Source organism: Sphingobium sp. TA15, from assembly GCF_037101235.1.
Lineage (GTDB): Bacteria > Pseudomonadota > Alphaproteobacteria > Sphingomonadales > Sphingomonadaceae > Sphingobium > Sphingobium indicum.
The window spans coordinates 38,522-56,375 of the sequence record NZ_AP025356.1 but is presented as its reverse complement, the minus strand read 5'-3'; the positions used below and the strand labels follow the sequence as shown (position 1 = coordinate 56,375).

The window sequence follows — 17,854 nt, the reverse complement described above, 5'->3', positions numbered from 1 at the left end:
GTGGTGGAGGGGAAATACGCAGGTCACGCCCCCTTCCCCACGCTTCCTCCAGTCCTCACCCCCAATCACCCAGGCCCCGAAGCCCAATAAAGATGACAAGGCGGCAAGTTCCGCCACTCGAACCCCACCCTGACCTCCTCGAAGCGCCGCTCCAGCAACGGCTTCACCGCCCTGCGCATCTGATAGGCCAGGAACTTCCCCTCCGGCCGCAACGCGCAGGCGCTCGCCTCCATCAGCCGCTCCGCCCGCTCCGGCGCCAGCGTCGAAAAGGGCAGTCCGGACAGGATGCAATCCGCCCTGTCCCACCCCTGCGCCGCCATGATCTCCAGCACGCCGTCGGCCGACCCCGTCACCGCGACCAGCCGCCGGTCCCGCATCTCCCCGCGCAGATGGCCGATGAAGGCCGGGCTGGTGTCGATGGCCAGCAACCGCGCATGCCCCGGCAGCCGGTCCAGCAGGGCGCGGGTGAAGATGCCGGTGCCCGGCCCATATTCGATCACCCGCTCCATCCGGCTCCAGTCCACCGGCCCGAGCATGGCGTCGACCAGGAAATGCGACGCCGGAAAGGCCGACCCGACCGCCAGCGGATTCCTGAAAAACTCCCGAAAGGCGAGCGCCGTCCTGTCTTCGACCAATGTCGCCACGATTGCTTCCCTCTCCACCATTGTCCTGCAAGGCAAACCCACAGAACCAAAGCCCGGTTCCTGCACCCCTAATCCTCCCCATCAAAGATGGGGAGGGGGACCATTCGCAAAGCGAATGGTGGAGGGGAGCGCCCAAAGGGCGCTAAGCCCTCTCCTCCGCCAGCCTCCCTCTCCTACAACCGCTCCCGAACCCCCCGCATCACCTCGTCCAGAAAATCCGCCGCCGCCCGCACACGCGGCAATCTCTGCAAATCCGCATGCATGACCAGCCAATAGCTGCGCCACACCTCCATCGACTCCGGGAAGATCTGCACCAGCCGCTCATCCTCCGCCGCCGCGAAGACATGCAGCACGCCCAGCCCCATCCCAGCCGCCACCGCCGCATGCTGCGCCGCGCTGGAACTGGCGCGAAAGACGATGGCCGCGCCGGGCAGCAACTGGTCCAGCGCGATCATCTCCGCGAACCCGGCCAGTTCCTCGATATAGGAAACGAAGACATGACGGCTGAGGTCGGCGCGCAGGGAGGGCCGCCCCTCCCGCTCCAGATAGGCCTTCGACGCATAGAGGCCCAGGCGATAATCGGCCAGCTTGCGGGTCACGAACCGCCCCTTGGGCGGCGGCTTCAGCATCACGGCGATCTCCGCCTCCCGCCGCGACAGGCTGGCCGCCTTGCTCTCCGACGCCAGTTCCAGCGTCAGGCGCGGATGCCGCTCCCGCAACGCCGCCACGCGGGGCGCGATCAGATGGCTGGCGAAGGCCTCCGGCGTGGCGAGCCGCACCGTCCCCTCCACCTCCCGGTCGCGCCCGGCGACGCTGCTCATCGCGGCCAGCAACTCGCTCTCGATCCGCTCGGCATGGGACACCAGAGCGAAGGCGGCAGGCGTCGGCGTCACCCCGCGCGGGCTGCGGTCGAACAGGCGCGCGCCCAACGTCGCCTCCATATTGGTCAGGCGGCGGGCGACCGTGCTATGATCCACCCCGATCCGCCGGGCCGCGGCCAGCATATTGCCCTCCCGCATCACCGCCAGGAACAGCCGCAGTTCGTCCGAGTTCAGCATAGGCAAATCCGCACAATCAATGTGTCGACATACATGTATATCTGCAAAGCCGGCCCGTCTATATCCATCCCATCCCACCGGCAGGAGAGGAACCGGAAAAATGCGTTCAGTTCACCATTTCATTCATGGACAATCCGCCCCCCAACCCGGCGCCCGCCTGTCCGACATCCTCAACCCCGCCACCGGCGCGGTCCAGGCCCAGGTGGAACTCGCCACCGCCGCCCATCTCCAGAAGGCGGTCGATTCCGCCCTTTCCGCCCAGCCCGAATGGGCCGCCACCAACCCCCAGCGCCGCGCCCGCGTCATGTTCCGCTTCAAGGAACTGATCGAACAGAATATGGACGAACTGGCCCTGCTGCTCTCCTCCGAACATGGCAAGGTGCTCGCCGACGCGAAGGGCGACATCCAGCGCGGCCTGGAAGTCGTCGAATTCGCCTGCGGCATCCCCCATCTGCTGAAGGGCGAATATACCCAGGGTGCAGGCCCCGGCATCGACGTCTATTCGATGCGCCAGCCGCTGGGCATCGCGGCGGGCATCACTCCCTTCAACTTCCCCGCGATGATCCCCCTCTGGATGAGCGCCATGGCCATCGCCTGCGGCAACGCCTTCATCCTGAAACCCTCGGAACGCGACCCCTCCGTCCCGGTACGCCTCGCTGAACTCGCCATCGAGGCGGGCATTCCGGCGGGCATCCTGAACGTCGTCCATGGCGACAAGGAAATGGTCGACGCCATCCTCGACCACCCGGCGATCAAGGCGGTCAGCTTCGTCGGATCGTCCGACATCGCGAACTATGTCTATGCCCGCGGCGCCCAGAACGGCAAGCGCGTCCAGGCGATGGGCGGCGCGAAGAATCACGGCATCATCTTGCCCGACGCCGACATGGACCAGGCGGTGGCCGACATCGTCGGCGCGGCCTATGGCTCGGCGGGCGAGCGCTGCATGGCGCTGCCGGTCGTCGTGCCGGTGGGCGAAGCGACCGCCGACGCCTTCCGCGCCAAGCTGCTGGACGCCATCGAAACGCTGCGCCCCGGCATCCCCACCGATCCCGACGCGCAATATGGCCCGCTGGTCACCGGCGTCCACAAGGCGCGGGTGGAAAGCTATATCCAGATGGCCGCCGACGAAGGCGCGGAAATCGTGGTCGACGGGCGCGGCTTCTCGCTCCAGGGCTATGAGGAGGGTTTCTACCTCGCCCCGACGCTGATCGACCGGGTGACGCCGGACATGAAAAGCTATCAGGACGAGATTTTCGGCCCGGTGCTTCAAATCCTGCGCGCCCAGAGCTTCGAGGAGGCGCTGAGCTATCCCTCGAAGCATCAATATGGCAACGGCGTCGCCATCTTCACTCGCAACGGCGATTATGCCCGCAAGTTCGCCGCCGATGTCGAGGTCGGCATGGTGGGCGTCAATGTGCCGATCCCGGTTCCGGTCGCCTATCACAGCTTCGGCGGCTGGAAGCGGTCGGGCTTCGGCGATCTCGACCAGTACGGCATGGACGGCGTGCGCTTCTACACCCGCACCAAGAAGATCACGCAGCGCTGGCCCGACGGCGGCGCGGTGATCGACCAGAGCTTCGTCATCCCGACGATGAAATAAGCCCGCGGAAACGGAAGGGGGAACGGAAGCGCCCGCTTGTCCGTTCCCCTGGGGATGAACCGCGAACCCGCCACCTTCGATCCTCCACCGGACGCGGCGGAATTCTATGCCGAAAGCCTTGCGCATCTGGTCCAGTCCGGCATCCCCTTCATGCTGTCGGGCACCTATGCGCTGGGATGCCATACCGGCATAACGCGGCCGACCAAGGATCTGGACGTCTTCTGCAAGCCGGGCGACGCGCCCCGCATCCTGGCCTATTTCAAGGCGCTGGGACATCGGGTCGAATTCGAGGACGAACGCTGGATCGGCAAGGTCTGGCGCGACGGCAATTTCTTCGACGTCATATACAACATCTCCTCGGCCAGCCTGCCCGTGACCGAGGAATGGTTCCGCGACATATCCCATGCGGAAGTCTATGGCACGACGGTGCGGATCACCCCGCCGACCGAATTCATCCTGTCCAAGGTCTTCATCCAGGATCGATACCGCTATGACGGCGCGGACGTCGCGCACATCATCCTGCGGCAGCATGAGCGCATCGACTGGCAACGGCTGCTGGACGCGATGGAACTGCATTGGGAAGTGCTGCTCATCCACCTGCTGAATTTCCGTTTCATCTATCCGACCGAGCGGCATTGCATTCCGCTCTGGCTGTTCGAGGAATTGCTGGGCCGGTTGCAGACCCGCGCCGAACTGCCCGTTCCCAATCTGCGCGTGTGCCGGGGACGGCTGCTTTCGCCGCGCGACTATCTGGTCGACATCACCGACTGGGGCTTTGCCGACGTGGTGGGCAAGGGGCTGGAGGAGAGCCATGACCGCAACCAGTGAGGCGCGGCCGAGGGACAGCCTGGTCCTGGCCGCCGTCGGCGACCTGCACGTCACGGATTCGTCCGAGCATCGCTACCGCGCCATGTTCGAGGAGATTTCCGCCCGGGCGGACATATTGGCCCTGTGCGGCGACCTCACCAATTTCGGCAAGACGCGGGAGGCCGAAGTCCTGGCCGAAGACCTGCGAAGCTGCACCATCCCGACCGTCGCGGTGCTGGGCAATCACGACCATGAATGCGGCCAGCCCGAAGTCGTGGCGCAGATCCTGCACGGCGCCGGCGTCACCGTGCTGGACGATCAGGCGGTGGAGATAAGGGGCGTGGGCTTCGCCGGGGTGAAGGGCTTTGTCGGCGGATTCGGCCGGGGGGAACTGGGCGCCTTCGGGGAAAGCGCGATCAAGGGCTTCGTCGAGGAATCGATCAACGAGGCGCGCAAGCTGGAAAACGCGCTGCGTTCGCTGCGGACGGAGCGGACCGTGGCCGTGCTCCACTATGCCCCGGTGGTCGATACCGTTCAGGGAGAGCCGCCGGAGATCTTCCCATTCCTGGGTTCCTCCCGGTTGGCCGAAGCCATCGACAGGTTCGACAATGTCCGCTTCGCCGTGCACGGCCACGCCCATCGCGGCGCGTTCGAAGGAAAAACGCCCGGCGGCGTTCCGGTCTATAATTGCGCCCAGTTCGTGCTGTCGGAACGGTTCGACCGGCCCTATGCCCTGATCGCGATCTGACGCGGGCGCGCCGCCCTTGCCGGACGCCTGAACCAGAAGGTCCAGACCGCGAGCGTGCCGAGCAGCGTCATCGCCAGCCCCGCCAGGGTCATGACCAGCCTGAACGCCAGGCCCCCGACCTTCGCCGCATGGAGGGGATAGAGCAGATTATACCCCTTCACCACCGTCGGCAGCGTGGCGGCGTCGCGCGCCGCGACCAGCGCGCCGCTGTCGGCCGCGAACCAGAGGGTGGTGCGACCATTGGGCAGCCATTCCTGCGGCCGGCGCATGCGGAGGGTGATCAGGCCGCTATTCTTGCGCGGCAGGCTGAGGCTGCGCAGTTCCGCGTCGGGAAAGCGGGCCTTGGCCGTCACGATCATGCCCGCCCAGTCCAGTCGGTCGGCAAGTCTGGCGTCGCGGGGCGGCGGAGCGGCCAAGGCCTTGTCGATCTGCGCGGGCGCGCCCGGCCCGAACAGCAGCGCCGCCATCGGCCGGAACACCAGCACGGCCCCCGTCGCCAGCGACAGCAGCAACAGCGGCGCGACGACGACGCCCAGGTCGCGATGATGCCGCACGATCGCCGGGCGGCTCATCCGCGCCGGCCATAGCCGCCATTCGAAGGTCCGCCGCGTGCGCCACCAGAGGATGAGGCCGGTGAACACGAAGAACAGCCCGCAAAGCGCGGCGATGCCGATAACCCAATCACCCGTCTCGCCGGAGAAGAGGTGATGGTGGAAGTCGAACAGCCAGAGTTCAGGCCGCTCCCACTGGCTGCTCCACCGCATCACCACGCCGCCGCGCTGATCGGCATAGGCGCCGCCGCCATTGTCGAACAGCAGTTTCAGCAGCCCGAAATCGTCGGACGCATAGGTGATCGATTGGGGCCGCGCCGCCGGATCGACCATGATGCGCTGCGTCACCTGCGCCAGTTGGCGCACATCCTCCACCCGCGGGTCGCCGGCATGGGGCGCCAGCGTCCAGGCATTCTTGTGAACCAGCAGCGCGCCGCTGAGGCCCAGAAGGGCGAGCAGCAGCCCGATCAGTCCGCCGGTCCAGCGGTGAAGGGCGTCGATCAGCTTCACTAGAACCGATAATCCCAGGACAGGGTGAAATTGCGCCCGCGCCCCGCGAAATAATGGGCCTTGTCGGTGGGCCGGACGGTTTGCGTGTAATAATCGATGGTGAATCTGTCGAAGATATTTTGCGCCGCCAGCGTCAACGCCCCGAACCGCGTCTGATAGCGGAGCGACACATCGGTCACCTCATAGCCGTCGAACCTGTATAACACGGGATATTTGCCCGGTTCGCGTTCGAACTGGCGCGAAAGGAAGAATTGCGTCTGGATGCGCGCCGACAGCGGCCCATGCACATAGCTGGCGGCGACATTCAGGCGGTCAGGCGAAATGTTCGCGCCGTCCAGGTCGCGATCCACCTTGTCGATGCCATTGTCCGATCCGTCGGTGCGTCCGATCAGATGGGCGTAGCCGGTGGACAGGGTCAGCCCCGGCAGCGGCGTCCTGACTGACAGGTTCAGTTCCAGGCCCTGTATCTCCACCCGCTGGCGTTGCACCTCGAACGGCGCGCCGACCGACTGCTGCACCAGCAGCGACCCGTTCTTGCTGGTCGACCAGAAATAGGCCGCGCTGGCATCCACGGGGCCGCGCTTCACTTCAACGCCGATCTCGCGATTGTTCGACACGATAGGGCTGATGTTCACATAATTGTCGATATCGACCCCGGCCCGGTCGACGGCGCGCGCGATGCGTCCGACGTCGGGGACGGTGTAGCCCTCGGCATAGCTGGCATAGGCGCGGATGCCCTCCCACGGCTCCAATATGGCGCCGCCGTTGAACAAGGTGTCGTGAAAGGTCGGCGTCCCGCCCGCCACGTCGAAGCCGCCGCGATAGGAGGCCAGCGTGTGATAGTCGTCGATATGGATGCGCACATCCTCATATCGGATACCGCCCGCCAGGCGCAGCTTCTTGTCGAACAGCGCCAGGTTGAGCTGGGCGAAGGGCGCCAGGCTGCGATAGTCGGTCGGCGGCACCCAGGTCCGGCCGGTGGCGATCAGGCGCTGTTCGGTCAGATCGTAAAGCGCATCGAAACCCAGAACGGCGGTCAGCGCCTCGAAACCCGGCACGGCGCGTTCATAGCTGATCTTGCCGCCATATTTGCGGCTGCGGTTCTGCGACTGGTCGAACAGCGTGTTGACCGGCGCGATGGCCGCATCCTGGAAGGTGGCGATGGGCGCAACCTCCCCGCCATAGGTGTCCCGCGAGCGGTTGAAGAAAAGCTGGGCGATGAAGTTGCCGCCCCACAGGTCGCCGTCGGTGAGCGTCAGCGCCGCGCTTTCGGTGCGGTTGGTGGCGGGGACGCCCGGCGGGGTGCCGCGCACGGAGGTCGTCGGGAGGTCGATGGCGGGATTGCCGTCCAGCGTGACGTAGTCGCCCTCCCCCTTCAAATGGAAGCGGCTCATGGTCAGGTCCAGCCGGGCGCTGTCGCTGAGCGCATAGCCGAAGCGGCCGAACAGCGACCAGCTTCGGCTGTCCTGCGTCTCGCCCTGGGTCAGGTCGGTGCCGACGCGATTGCCGTGGCCGTCGTAGAATGCGCCGCGCTTCTCATAGGCCGCGCCCACCGTCGCGTCCCAGCGCCCGGCGCGCCAGGCGAGCAGCCCCGCGATCTTGCCGCCGACGCCGTCGCCGTGAAAGCCGGTGTCGGCATTGCCCTGCACCAGCATCCGGCCCGACAGGCCGTCGCTCTGGGGCGGCGCCACCGTCACCTGGTTGACGATGCCGCCGGCACCGCCGATCCCCTGCAGCGCGTTGGAACCGTAGATCAGTTCGACCCGGTCGATGAAGAAGGGGTCGATGGTGAAGCCGTCCCGCGATCCGTCGCGCAGCGGCGCGGTTTGCGGGATGCCGTTGATCGCATAGAGGGGCGAACGGCCGCGCAGCGTCTCTCCCGCGCCGGACAGCTTCTGGCGCGTGGGCGAGAAGGACGGGGTCAGCGCCGACACCGCATCGACGATGGAGCCGCCGATCGCGACCTGTTGGTTGAGCGTTTCCCGATCGATTACGTCGATGGTCATCGGCAGGGCGTTGGCGGGCAGGATCGTGCGCGCCGCCGTCACGACGATCGGGCCTGCGCCCTCGGCCTCGGCCGCGGGTTCGGACTGGGTCGCGGGTTCGGACTGGGTCGCGGGTTCGGACTGGGCCAGGGCAGGCCGGCTCGACAGCGCGAGCATGGTGGTGACGAGCAGGAAAGACGGTCGGATGTGCATTCATTCCCCCATGAGGCTGCACTCCCGCTAGCCAAATGAGGAGGATGTTGCAAGTCATTAGCAGTATAGATTTGCATTTCGCGGGTGGCTCTGCCGACTCGATTCAGCGCCATCAACGCCCTGGGACCGGGCCGAACCCGCTTGTTCCCGAAGATCGACTCCCGGCCAGGCTCGCGGCAGCGACTGCGGGGCGAAGTGCGGCCGCCGCGATCAGGCCGGACTCATCCCCTTCACCACGAAGGGCAGGCATTCCCCGTCCGGGTCGGTCAGCGTCAGATAGGCGCCGGGCTGGATGGCGTGGGCGTCCAGCCGGTAGATCTTCTCGTCATCCGCCTCGCCCTGCTCATAGGACAAGGCCCAACCATTCCCGGTGTGCAGCAACGTGCCGTGCCGGTCCGGCTCGTTCGGCCAGAAACGGCGCGCCGTCGCCAGTTCGGGATGGATGCGATATTCCCTTTCGTCGATCAGGCCGCCGCTGCCCAGCGGCAGGCGCAGCACATAGCTTCGCGCCGCCGATCCGTTGGGAAAGGCGGGCGTCCGGGCAAGTTCGAGGCGTATGGTCGTCCAACTCATATTCCATGCAATCGGATTCCGCGCCGAAAAGGGATATAAGGATTATTCCTGATGGCGACCGCGCCGGGGGAGTCCTAGCCAAAAGGGAAAGAGACGCTTGCCGGGAGACAGACGATGAAATCGGTCCTGTTGCACATTCATGAAGATCGTGGCGCGGAAAGCCGCTTGCAGGCCGCCTGCGATCTTGCCCGCGCATCGGGCGCGCACATCCATTGCGTGCAGGTGACGGCCATGCCGGATTTCGTGGCGGCCGACATGTACGGGGGCGCGTCCATGGCCCCGGCGATGATGGCGGAACTTTACGACATCGATGAAAAGGCCCGGATGCGCGTGGAGGATCGGCTGCGCCGCGAGGATGTGAGCTGGGACTGGCGCCATGTGGAAGGCGATGTCGTCCATGGCCTGCTGTCCGCGGCGGCGCTGACCGACGGCATGATCGTCACCCTGCCGTCCGGGCCGCGCCGGGAATTCGCAGATCCGCTGCACCTGGCCGCCGACCTGGCGCTGGCCGGGCGGGTTCCGGTGATCGCCGTGCCGCAGGAAGCGAAGTCCTTTCCGGTCACGGGCCGCGCGCTGGTGGCCTGGGAGGGTTCGCAGGAAGCATCCGCCGCGCTGCGCCTGTCCGTGCCGCTGCTGAAGCTGGCGGAGGAGGTGCATGTCGTGACGGTCGAGGAAGCGGGCAAATATCCCTTCCCCGCCACCGACGCGCCGGAATATCTGGCCCGCCATGGCATCAAGTGCCAGTTGCACACATGGCCGCAGGACGGGCGCACCATCGATGCGTCGCTGAAGGCCGCCATCGGCGTGCTGAAGCCGGACTGGATGGCGATGGGCGCCTTTGGCCATAGCCGGTTGCGCGAAATGATATTCGGCGGCGTCACCCGCGCCATGCTGCGCGAGGCGCATGTTCCGCTCTTGCTGGCGCATTGAAGCCACGGCATGGTGTCGGCATGGCGGTAGCGGACGATGAAACCGATGGCCTGACGCAGCGCGAGCACAGCCTGGAACAGGCGTTGCTCGGCTCCATCCTGGCGACCGTCCCGGACGCGCTGATCGTCATCGACATGCGCGGCACGATCGTGTCGTTCAGCGCGGCCGCGCAGCGCATGTTCCAATATGCCGAAAGCGACGTGCTGGGCGAGAATATCTCCATGCTGATGCCGTCTCCTGATCGGGAGAAGCATGACGGCTATATCCACCATTATCTGACGACCGGGGAAAAGCGGATCATCGGCATCGGCCGCCTGACCAGCGCGCGGCGGCGGGACGGGTCGACATTCCCCATCGAACTGTCGGTGGGGGAGGTGCAGGATGAAGGGCGGCGGCTGTTCACCGGCTTCATCCGTGACCTCACCGAAAGCCAGCAGGCCGAGCGGCGGGTGGCCGACCTTCAGGCCGAACTGGCCCATGCGTCGCGGGTGACGGCGATGGGGACGCTGGCGTCGGCGCTGGCGCATGAACTGAACCAGCCGCTGACCGCCATCGCCAACTATCTGGAGGCGGGACGCGACATGCTGGACGCCGGGGAGCCGGTGGACCGCGAACTGCTGCGCGAGGCGATGGCGGAAAGCGCGAACCAGGCCTTGCGCGCAGGCGAGATCATCCGGTCGCTGCGCGAGTTCATCAAGCGCGGCGAGACGATGCGCCAGCCCGAACCGCTGCGCGGATTGCTGGCGGAGGGGGCGGCGCTGGCCTTCATCGGCGTGGACAGCCGGGGGTTGGACATGGACATCAGCGTCGACCCCCGCGTCGACAAGGTGCTGGTCAACCGGGTGCAGTTGCAGCAGGTCATCATCAACCTGACCAGGAACGCCGTGGAGGCGATGGCGGACAGCCCGGCGCGCATCCTGCGCCTGTCTGCCGTTCCGGGGGAAAATGGCCGGGTGGAGGTGATCGTCGCGGACAGCGGGCCGGGGCTGGCGCCGGATATGTCGCGCACGCTCTTCACCCCCTTCACCACCACCAAGGCGTCCGGCATGGGCGTCGGCCTGTCGATCAGCCAGACCATCGTGGAGGGGCATGGCGGGCGCATCTGGGCCGGACCGTCGCAATGGGGCGGCACGGCCTTTCACTTCACTTTGGACGCGGTGGATTAGGATGAAAGCCCGATGAGCGAGCCATTTCCCATCTATGTCGTGGACGATGACGAGGCGATCCGGCGGTCGCTGTCCTTCATGCTGAAGACCAGCGGTTTCGCGGTGAAGCTGTTTGAGGGCGGTTTGCCCTTTTTGAAAGAGGCCGCCGGTCTGGAGCCGGGCTGCGTGCTGCTGGACGTGCGGATGCCCGACATGGACGGGCTGGCGGTGCAGCGGGAGCTGCGGGATCGAGGCATCATGCTGCCGGTGGTGATCATGACCGGCCATGGCGACATCGACATGGCGGTGACGGCGATGAAGGCGGGGGCCAGCGACTTCATCGAAAAGCCGTTCGAAAAGGCGGCGCTGCTGGGCTGCGTCGAGGCGGCGCGGCGGATGGCGGTGGCGGACCGCGGCGCGAATGCGCGGGCGGAGGATGCGCGGGCGCGGCTCAACATCCTGACCGAGCGGGAGCGCGAGGTGCTGGACGGGCTGGTCGAAGGGTTGCCGAACAAGACCATCGCCTACGACCTGGCGATCAGCCCGCGCACGGTCGAAATCCACCGCGCCAACCTGATGCAGAAGCTGGAGGTGAAAAGCCTGGCCGAAGCGCTCAGGATCGCCTTCCACGCGGGCGTGGAGAAGGACAAGGCCTAGGGGCTGGCGGATGGCGTGGCCAGACCTGGCCATGAGGCGCACGCTGCGCTTCAATGAGAGCGGAAGGCGCGGAACTACCCCTGGCGGCCAAAAACCGTCACCCCATCAATATCGCCCACGCCGACAGGATGCAGCCTATACCCGTCGCCACGGAGACGACGCGGCCCCATGGCAGCAGTTTTTCCAGACCCACCAGCAGCGTCAGCAACGCGATCCAGGCGAGGTTCATGATCCCGCCCACGAACAGCAGCGCCATCAGCATCCAGCAACAGCCGACGCACCAGGCGCCATGGAGCGCGCCCATGCGCAGCGCGCCGGTCCAGCCCGGCCGATAATGGCGGCTGAGGAACTGCGCGGGATTGCGGCATTGGCGCAGGCAGGCATCCTTCCACGGGCTGATCTGATAGGTCCCCGCCGCGATCAGCAGGGCGGCGGCCAGCGGGCGGCTGGACGTCGCCATCGCCATGGGGGACAGCATCGCCATTGCGGCCAGGCGCCATTGCGCCAGGGTGGCGATGAGCGAAAAGAAACCCCAGACCAGCAGATAGCCCAGGGTGAAGCTCTCCGTCGCCGGGCGCGTGGAGGCGGGCGCGGCGCGGGCGTAGAGCAGGACCATCGGCGCCGCGGAGGGAAGCATCATCGCGACCATCATCACCCACCACATGGCGAAGGTCATGACGAACCGCGCCATCGCCCATGGCATGTCGCCGGGCATCATCATCGCCGCCATCGGGTCTTCCGCCAGGCCGGCCGGAAACAAGGAGGCGGTGAGGGCCATCCCCATGCCCGCGCCTGAAAGCAGCCAGCCCCAGGCCAGCAGGATCAGCACCGCGAGCGCGACAAGCGAAATCAAGCGGTGCCGGGCAAGCACCACGCTCCATATCGGCATCGTCAGCCCCTGACGACGCCGTGGCTGTCGAGGTGGAGATAGGCGAACTGGCCATAGCTCGCCGCATGGTCGAGCCGCATCGGCGCGATCGAGCGGCTGGTGCCGGAGCCGATCTCCGCCACTTCATATTCGAAGCCGTCGGGCAGGTCGATCCGGGCGCGGATTTCCGATCCGTCCACCGGGCTGCGGATGGGTTCGCCGTCCATTTCCAGATGCCCCGCTATGCGCAGGCGGCCCTTGCGTCCTTCCACGTCGACCTCGAAGTCGACGGGGACGAAACTGGGTTCGTGCATGGTGGTGATGGTGGAGGCGAAGACGGCGAAGACCGTCGCCATCGGGGCGGTGTCGCCGCCGGTCATGATCGTCAGCAGGGCGTTGCGCTGCGCTTCCGTCGCCCGTTCGTCGACGAAGGCGGCGCATTCCCCCTGCCCTTCGTGGATCGGGCCGGGCCAGCGGAAGACGGCTGCGATGTTGAGGCCCGACAGGTCGGTGTCGCCGTGACGCCCCTCATCGATGGCGAAGCCGAAGGCGGCCTGGCAATGCCCCTTGTCGGGCAGGCCGCCGAACTGGCAGTTGCAGCCATATTCGCAGTTGCAATTGGCGAATTCGCGGCCCTTGAGCATCCAGTAGACCATGGTCCGACTCCCCTGACAGCCGGAAGACCATAGCAGATTCACAAGGCTGCGTCGCGCTTTCGGCGGAAGGGGTAGAGAAATTGCGCGCGATAGCCCTGGGGCACCTGTTCGGGCACGCCATAGCCGGTCGGCCATGCGCCGTCGGGCAGATGATGTGTGCCGAACAGGCGGTCGAGAAAAGGGAAGTGGATCGCGAAATTCTTGTCGACCGCGACCTCCTCTATCGCATGATGCCAGTGGTGGAAGCGCGGCGTCGCGACAATGCGGCCGAGGCGGTTGAAATCGCCGCGCAGATTGGCGTGGAGCAGCGAGGAGTAGATATAGACGAAGCCGATATAGGCCTGCATCACCGATGGCGAGAAGCCGAAGGTGAGCAGCGGCAGGGACGTCACGCCGCGCAGGGCGATGATCTCGAAGAAATGCATGCGCGCGCCCGCGAGCCAGTCCATCGACCGGGCCGAATGGTGCACGGCATGGAAGCCCCAGAGGAAGGGGACGCGGTGGAAGGCGCGGTGGAACCAATATTGGACGAAGTCGGTCAGCAGCACCACTTCCAGGAACTGGAGCGGCCAGGGCTGGCCGGCGATCATGGCGCGGACGCCCGCCAGGCCGGCGGTGTTGGCGTTGATGAAGCTGGACGGCGCCAGCGCGAGGAAGGTGATGAGCTGCACCATCATCGAACTGATCAGATAATAGAACAGGTCTTCCCGCCATTCCTGTCGGAACAGCCGTTGCTGCGCCCTGTGGGGGAACAGGCGCTCGATCGGCGCGAACATCAGGCCGGTGGCGACCATGTTGACGGCGAAGAAATCGACGCCGAAGAACACGCCCCAGTCATGGGTCTCACGCGGTTGGACTTCCGCTCCGCCCAACAGGGTGGCGAGCAGCGCGACGATGAGCGCGGTGGCGCCGATGGCTTTGCGTGTGCGCAAAAGCAGGCTGAGCAACGCCAGGGCATAGCCGCCGATCAGCAGCGCATGGACCAGAGGACGCAGCCCGCCCCAGGCGTGCAGCGCGGCCAGTTCGGGCGTCGCGAACCAGTCGGGCCAGCGCAGCGCCATCACCAGACAAAGCCCGGTGGTGCTGAGCAGCAGCGCGAAGAAGCCCGAGAACCAGCCGCTGCCCAGGCGCCGCACGGCAAGCGGCGATTGCAGGTCGCGTTCCAGGCTGTCGAACCAGTTTGCCATGATATGTCCCCCTTTTGTCTCCAGCTTGCCGCCCGCCGTGCCTGCCGCCTATGTTAAAGCTCCGCCCCTGCCGCCCTCAAGCTTTCCTTGACCCGCGCCGTGGCCATTTCGAGGGGGTCCGTCTCGCCCAAAAGGGCGAAGCTGCCGTTGAGCGCGAAGGTGCAATGGCCATGGACCGTCGCCACCAGCGAGCGGGCGAGGCGCGGAGCGACATCCTGGGATTCCGGCGGCAGCACGGCGGCGACTTCGCGCACGACGACATCGGTGAGACCGGCGCGCTGCCGGGCATATTCCTCCGGCAAGGGCACGCCGGACGGCAGGCGATGGTCGTAGATCGCCATCCAGATGTTCGTGTTTTCCGAAGCGAAGCGGAAATAGCCCTCCACCAGCGCGGCGATCCTGTCCCGCGGCCGGCTGGCGAGGCGCCGTTCCAGAAAGGCGGCCCACAGGTTGAAGGTGCGCGTGTTGATGGCGGCGACCAGCCGGTCGTAGCTGCCGAAGACATTATAGAGCGTGCCCACCGAATAGCCGATGCGCTTGGCCACCTCTCGCGAGGAGAATTTGGCGAAACCGGACTCGGCCATGTGGCGGTGGCCCTCCTCCAGGATGAGCGCCTCCAGCTCCTCGCGGCTATGGTCGGATCGTCTGCCCATGGAGAGGCGAATAGAAGATCAATTGAACGCTGTCTAATTATTTTATTGAACAGTGTGCAATTTTGCGGTAGCCGATGGGCATTGCTGGGTGCAGGGGTTCGAATCATGCTTGTGACGCTGGTTCTGCTGGTTTTTGGGGTGATGCTGTTCGACATGCGCGGGCGGTTGAAGGCGGCCGAGCAAAGGTTGGCGCTGCTGGAAGGGGGTGTTGGAAATGCGCCCTCCCTTCCCGACCGCCCCGTCCCAGAAGACGGGGATGACGATGCGCGGGCGAGGCCGGCGGCGCCCGCAAGCGTCGTGGAGCGGCGGGTCGTCATGGACGCCGCGGCTCCGCCCCCCGCGAGCGCGGTCATCGTTGACCGTCAATCCAGCGAAGGCGGGACGGGCGGGGAAGAGGCGAAAGGCATCGCCATCGAAGTCGCGCGCCCTGCACGCCCCTCCTTCAGCTTCGAGGAACTGTTCGGCCGACGCCTGCCGATCTGGGCGGGCGGCGTGACGCTGGCGGTCGCGGGCGTGCTGCTGGTCAAATATTCGATCGATGCGGGGCTGCTCTCGCCGCTGGTGCGGGTGGTTCTGGGGCTGCTGTTCGGCGGGGCGCTGATCGGCGGGGCGGAGGCGGCGTTGCGGCTGGAGGATCGGGTCCGCGATGCGCGGGTGCGGCAGGCGCTGGCGGGCGCGGGGCTGGCGACGCTCTATGCCGCAGTCCTGGCGGCGCACATGCTCTACGGGCTGGTCGGGCCGGGCATCGCCTTTGCGGGGCTTGCGGGCGTGACCGGGCTGGCCATGGCGCTGTCGCTGCGCTTTGGCGCGCCGAGTGCGCTGCTGGGGCTGGTCGGCGGCCTGGCGGCGCCCGCCCTGGTCGAGGCGGGGCAGCCCAATGTGCCCCTGCTGAGCTGTTATCTCGCCCTGGCGGTCGGTGGGCTTTGCGTGCTGTCGCGCACCCAGCGCTGGATGTGGCTGGGGGTGAGCGCGCTGGCCGGCGGGGCCGGCTGGGGCGTCGTCATGCTGGCCATGGGCGCGCTGGATTGGGCGTCGTCGCTGTCGGTCGGGTTGCTGGTGCTGATGCTGGGGATGGCGTTGCCGGTCCTGGCCTTTTCCGGAATGCGGGCCGCGCTGCTGCGCATGGGCGCGGCCGTGGTGGCGGCGGGCCAGATGGCGGCGCTGGTGGCGACCGGCGGCTTCGGCCTGCTGCAATGGGGATTGTTCGGGCTGCTGTCGCTTATGCTGGTGTGGCTGGGGCGGGAGGCGGCCTTGCGGCCGCTGGCGGCGATCGGCGCCGGTGTCGCGCTGCTGCTGGCGGCGGTGTGGCCGCAGCCGGAAATGGGTCGCTTCGCCCTGGTGATGCTGGGCATGGCGGCGATTTATGGCGGCGCGGCCCTGCTGCGGGTCTGGCGAGGCGGATTGGTCGAGGCGGGGCAGATCGCGGGGCTGGCGCTGGGCGGCTTTGCCGTGGCGCTGGGGCAGTGCTGGCGGGTCGGGCTGGACGGGGAATTCGCCCTGCTGGCGCTGGCTGCCGCCGGATTGCCCGGCGCGGCCATGGCGATGGGCTGGCGATGCGGCACGCGGCGGGAGGATGCGCGCTTCGTGACGCTGGCGAGCGCCGCGGCGCTGCTGCTGGTGGTGGCCGGCGGGCTGGGGCTGCCGGAATGGACTCTGGCCATGGTGATTGCCGCGGTTGCGGCCGGGCTGCTGAAGCTGGCGGCGCTGGCGGAGGACCGGCGGGTTGAATGGAGCGGCTGGGGCTTCGCCTTCGGCGCGCTGGTGGTTCTGGCCGGATCGGACGATGTCGTCCGGCTGTGGGGAGAGGCTGCGGATGGGCCGGGCTGGCAGGGCGTGATGCGCTGGACGGCGGGCGCGGCAATGGCGGCGCTGTTCGCCTGGCGGGCGCGCTTCGCGGAGGGACGGATGGTCGCGCAGGGCGTGGCGGTGCTGCTCGCCTATGGGGCCGTGGCGCAGGCGGTGCCAACGCCCTGGGTGCCGGTGGGCGCCGCGCTGGGGCTGGCGGTGCTGGCGGAAGGAGCGCGGCGGCTGGCGGGCGGGCGAATGGCGCCTGCCCTGGGCGTGGCCTTGGCGCTGGTGGTGCTTTGGGCGGCCTGGCCCCTGGGGATCTGGCTGGGCCGGGTGTTGCTGTCGCTGGTGGGTGAACCCGTGTTGGTGCGGGACTTGCCCGGAACAAGCGAGGTGGCGCGGCGGATCGCCTTGCCGGCGATGGCCCTGGGCCTTGCCTTGTGGCGGGGCGGTTCCGCCGTGGATGCGGTCGGGCGACGGATCGGCGGCTGTGTCGCGGCGGTGCTTGGCGGGGTGGCGGCGCATGTCGCATTCAAGCAGCTTTTCGCTTTGGGCAGCCTGGCGGAGGTGACGCGCCTTGCTCTGGCGGAGCGCACGCTTTGGGAAGCTGTGCTGATAGGCCTGGGTTTCGTTGCGTTGGGGGCCCGGATCGCGCCGGCCCATTTCCACCCGTCGCGGAAAGCCGGGGAGAATTGGGCGCGCGTGGTCGGGACATGCCTCGTCGCGGCAGGATTGGGGCATTTGCTGGTTTATTCGGTGGTGCTGCACAATCCGCTCTGGTTCCCGCAGGCGGTGGGGCGTTGGCCCTTCGTCAATCTGCTGCCGGTGGTGCTGGCCCTTGCCTTTGTTGCGCTGAAGGTGGCGGACGGCTGGTCGCGGCGCATCGCCGATGGGGTGCGCATGGCGTTGATCGCGCTGTTCGGCGTGGCGATGCTGCGGCAGCTTTTCGTCGGATCGCTGCTGACCGTGCGCGGAGTGGGCCAGGTGGAGGATATTCTCCGTTCCGTGCTCGCATTGGCGCTCGCCATCGGCTTCCTGCTCTGGGGCATCCGCAGGCAGGCGCAGGCCGAAAACGCCAGAGACTGGCGCATCGCTTCGCTGCTGCTGATGCTGCTCGCCGTGGCCAAGGTGTTCCTGTTGGATGCGTCGGGGCTGACCGGGCTGCTGCGGATCGCATCCTTCCTGGCCCTGGGCTTCAGCCTGATCGGCATCGGATGGCTCTATAATCGCCTGTTGCGGGAGCCGATTAACAACTCCGCGACTATTGCTGCATAATGCGTG

The 17,854-nt window shown here is 67.0% G+C and carries 16 protein-coding genes; 7 read left to right on the top strand and 9 right to left on the bottom strand.

What is annotated here, in order from left to right; all coding sequences use genetic code 11:
* Positions 1–65: 65 nt before the first annotated feature.
* Positions 66–644, bottom strand: coding sequence for a methyltransferase domain-containing protein (locus tag Sj15T_RS17615; RefSeq protein ID WP_253720742.1), 579 nt, complete (start codon positions 642–644; stop codon positions 66–68).
* Between the two features lie 173 nt (positions 645–817).
* Entirely contained in the window at positions 818–1,702 is an 885-nt protein-coding gene (locus Sj15T_RS17610; protein WP_013053648.1) for a LysR family transcriptional regulator, read from the bottom strand.
* 100 nt (positions 1,703–1,802) lie between these two features.
* On the opposite strand from Sj15T_RS17610, the gene Sj15T_RS17605 reads away from it, so the two are divergent.
* Genes Sj15T_RS17605 through Sj15T_RS17595 form a run of 3 tightly spaced genes read left to right on the top strand, consistent with a single transcriptional unit; the run spans position 1,803 to position 4,857 of the window.
* The gene (locus Sj15T_RS17605; protein WP_013053647.1) at positions 1,803–3,302 is read left to right on the top strand and encodes a CoA-acylating methylmalonate-semialdehyde dehydrogenase; all 1,500 of its coding nucleotides are present in this window, start codon (positions 1,803–1,805) and stop codon (positions 3,300–3,302) included.
* A gap of 36 nt (positions 3,303–3,338) precedes the next feature.
* The gene (locus tag Sj15T_RS17600) at positions 3,339–4,130 is read left to right on the top strand and encodes a nucleotidyltransferase family protein (protein ID WP_007684435.1); all 792 of its coding nucleotides are present in this window, start codon (positions 3,339–3,341) and stop codon (positions 4,128–4,130) included.
* Positions 4,114–4,857, top strand: coding sequence for a metallophosphoesterase (locus Sj15T_RS17595; protein WP_013053645.1), 744 nt, complete (start codon positions 4,114–4,116; stop codon positions 4,855–4,857). The genes Sj15T_RS17600 and Sj15T_RS17595 overlap by 17 nt, the downstream gene beginning before the upstream one ends.
* Here Sj15T_RS17595 and Sj15T_RS17590 read toward each other — a convergent pair.
* The 3 genes from Sj15T_RS17590 to Sj15T_RS17580 form a co-directional block, all read right to left on the bottom strand.
* Positions 4,836–5,918: a PepSY-associated TM helix domain-containing protein gene (locus Sj15T_RS17590; protein WP_013053644.1), complete on the bottom strand. Its 1,083-nt coding sequence runs from the start codon at positions 5,916–5,918 to the stop codon at positions 4,836–4,838. The genes Sj15T_RS17595 and Sj15T_RS17590 overlap by 22 nt on opposite strands.
* Positions 5,918–8,116: a TonB-dependent receptor gene (locus Sj15T_RS17585; protein WP_013053643.1), complete on the bottom strand. Its 2,199-nt coding sequence runs from the start codon at positions 8,114–8,116 to the stop codon at positions 5,918–5,920. The genes Sj15T_RS17590 and Sj15T_RS17585 overlap by 1 nt, the downstream gene beginning before the upstream one ends.
* 210 nt (positions 8,117–8,326) lie before the next feature.
* Positions 8,327–8,689, bottom strand: coding sequence for a hypothetical protein (locus Sj15T_RS17580; protein ID WP_007684441.1), 363 nt, complete (start codon positions 8,687–8,689; stop codon positions 8,327–8,329).
* A gap of 114 nt (positions 8,690–8,803) precedes the next feature.
* Between Sj15T_RS17580 and Sj15T_RS17575 the strand changes: the two genes are divergently transcribed.
* Genes Sj15T_RS17575 through fixJ form a run of 3 tightly spaced genes read left to right on the top strand, consistent with a single transcriptional unit; the run spans position 8,804 to position 11,421 of the window.
* Positions 8,804–9,619: a universal stress protein gene (locus Sj15T_RS17575; RefSeq protein WP_013053642.1), complete on the top strand. Its 816-nt coding sequence runs from the start codon at positions 8,804–8,806 to the stop codon at positions 9,617–9,619.
* 20 nt (positions 9,620–9,639) lie between these two features.
* A complete protein-coding gene (locus Sj15T_RS17570; protein ID WP_013053641.1) occupies positions 9,640–10,785 on the top strand; it encodes a PAS domain-containing sensor histidine kinase in 1,146 nt (381 codons plus the stop codon).
* A gap of 12 nt (positions 10,786–10,797) precedes the next feature.
* Complete coding sequence (gene fixJ, locus Sj15T_RS17565) at positions 10,798–11,421, top strand: response regulator FixJ (RefSeq protein WP_013053640.1); 624 nt, start codon at positions 10,798–10,800, stop codon at positions 11,419–11,421.
* 97 nt (positions 11,422–11,518) lie between these two features.
* Here the strand turns inward: fixJ and Sj15T_RS17560 are convergent, their stop codons facing one another.
* The 4 genes from Sj15T_RS17560 to Sj15T_RS17545 are packed head-to-tail and all read right to left on the bottom strand — an operon-like array spanning position 11,519 to position 14,785.
* Entirely contained in the window at positions 11,519–12,310 is a 792-nt protein-coding gene (locus tag Sj15T_RS17560; protein WP_013053639.1) for a DUF2182 domain-containing protein, read from the bottom strand.
* 2 nt (positions 12,311–12,312) lie between these two features.
* A complete protein-coding gene (locus tag Sj15T_RS17555) occupies positions 12,313–12,945 on the bottom strand; it encodes a DUF1326 domain-containing protein (protein ID WP_007684448.1) in 633 nt (210 codons plus the stop codon).
* Positions 12,946–12,983: 38 nt separating this feature from the next.
* Positions 12,984–14,132 (bottom strand): sterol desaturase family protein, encoded by a 1,149-nt coding sequence (locus Sj15T_RS17550; protein ID WP_013053638.1) that lies wholly within the window; start codon positions 14,130–14,132, stop codon positions 12,984–12,986.
* A 53-nt stretch (positions 14,133–14,185) separates the two neighbouring features.
* Entirely contained in the window at positions 14,186–14,785 is a 600-nt protein-coding gene (locus tag Sj15T_RS17545; RefSeq protein ID WP_013053637.1) for a TetR/AcrR family transcriptional regulator, read from the bottom strand.
* A gap of 105 nt (positions 14,786–14,890) precedes the next feature.
* Between Sj15T_RS17545 and Sj15T_RS17540 the strand changes: the two genes are divergently transcribed.
* Positions 14,891–17,848, top strand: a complete 2,958-nt coding sequence (locus Sj15T_RS17540) for a DUF2339 domain-containing protein (RefSeq protein ID WP_013053636.1) — start codon at positions 14,891–14,893, stop codon at positions 17,846–17,848.
* The last annotated feature ends 6 nt before the right edge of the window (positions 17,849–17,854 follow it).

What these genes read in the sequence shown, in the direction of transcription:
- Sj15T_RS17610 (WP_013053648.1), bottom strand. Translation starts at nt 1,702, where the DNA reads ATGCTGAACTCGGACGAACTGCGGCTGTTCCTGGCGGTGATGCGGGAG.
- Sj15T_RS17605 (WP_013053647.1), top strand. Translation starts at nt 1,803, where the DNA reads ATGCGTTCAGTTCACCATTTCATTCATGGACAATCCGCCCCCCAACCC.
- Sj15T_RS17595 (WP_013053645.1), top strand. Translation starts at nt 4,114, where the DNA reads ATGACCGCAACCAGTGAGGCGCGGCCGAGGGACAGCCTGGTCCTGGCC.
- Sj15T_RS17585 (WP_013053643.1), bottom strand. Translation starts at nt 8,116, where the DNA reads ATGCACATCCGACCGTCTTTCCTGCTCGTCACCACCATGCTCGCGCTG.
- Sj15T_RS17580 (WP_007684441.1), bottom strand. Translation starts at nt 8,689, where the DNA reads ATGAGTTGGACGACCATACGCCTCGAACTTGCCCGGACGCCCGCCTTT.
- Sj15T_RS17575 (WP_013053642.1), top strand. Translation starts at nt 8,804, where the DNA reads ATGAAATCGGTCCTGTTGCACATTCATGAAGATCGTGGCGCGGAAAGC.
- Sj15T_RS17570 (WP_013053641.1), top strand. Translation starts at nt 9,640, where the DNA reads ATGGCGGTAGCGGACGATGAAACCGATGGCCTGACGCAGCGCGAGCAC.
- fixJ (WP_013053640.1), top strand. Translation starts at nt 10,798, where the DNA reads ATGAGCGAGCCATTTCCCATCTATGTCGTGGACGATGACGAGGCGATC.
- Sj15T_RS17560 (WP_013053639.1), bottom strand. Translation starts at nt 12,310, where the DNA reads ATGCCGATATGGAGCGTGGTGCTTGCCCGGCACCGCTTGATTTCGCTT.
- Sj15T_RS17555 (WP_007684448.1), bottom strand. Translation starts at nt 12,945, where the DNA reads ATGGTCTACTGGATGCTCAAGGGCCGCGAATTCGCCAATTGCAACTGC.
- Sj15T_RS17550 (WP_013053638.1), bottom strand. Translation starts at nt 14,132, where the DNA reads ATGGCAAACTGGTTCGACAGCCTGGAACGCGACCTGCAATCGCCGCTT.
- Sj15T_RS17545 (WP_013053637.1), bottom strand. Translation starts at nt 14,785, where the DNA reads ATGGGCAGACGATCCGACCATAGCCGCGAGGAGCTGGAGGCGCTCATC.
- Sj15T_RS17540 (WP_013053636.1), top strand. Translation starts at nt 14,891, where the DNA reads ATGCTTGTGACGCTGGTTCTGCTGGTTTTTGGGGTGATGCTGTTCGAC.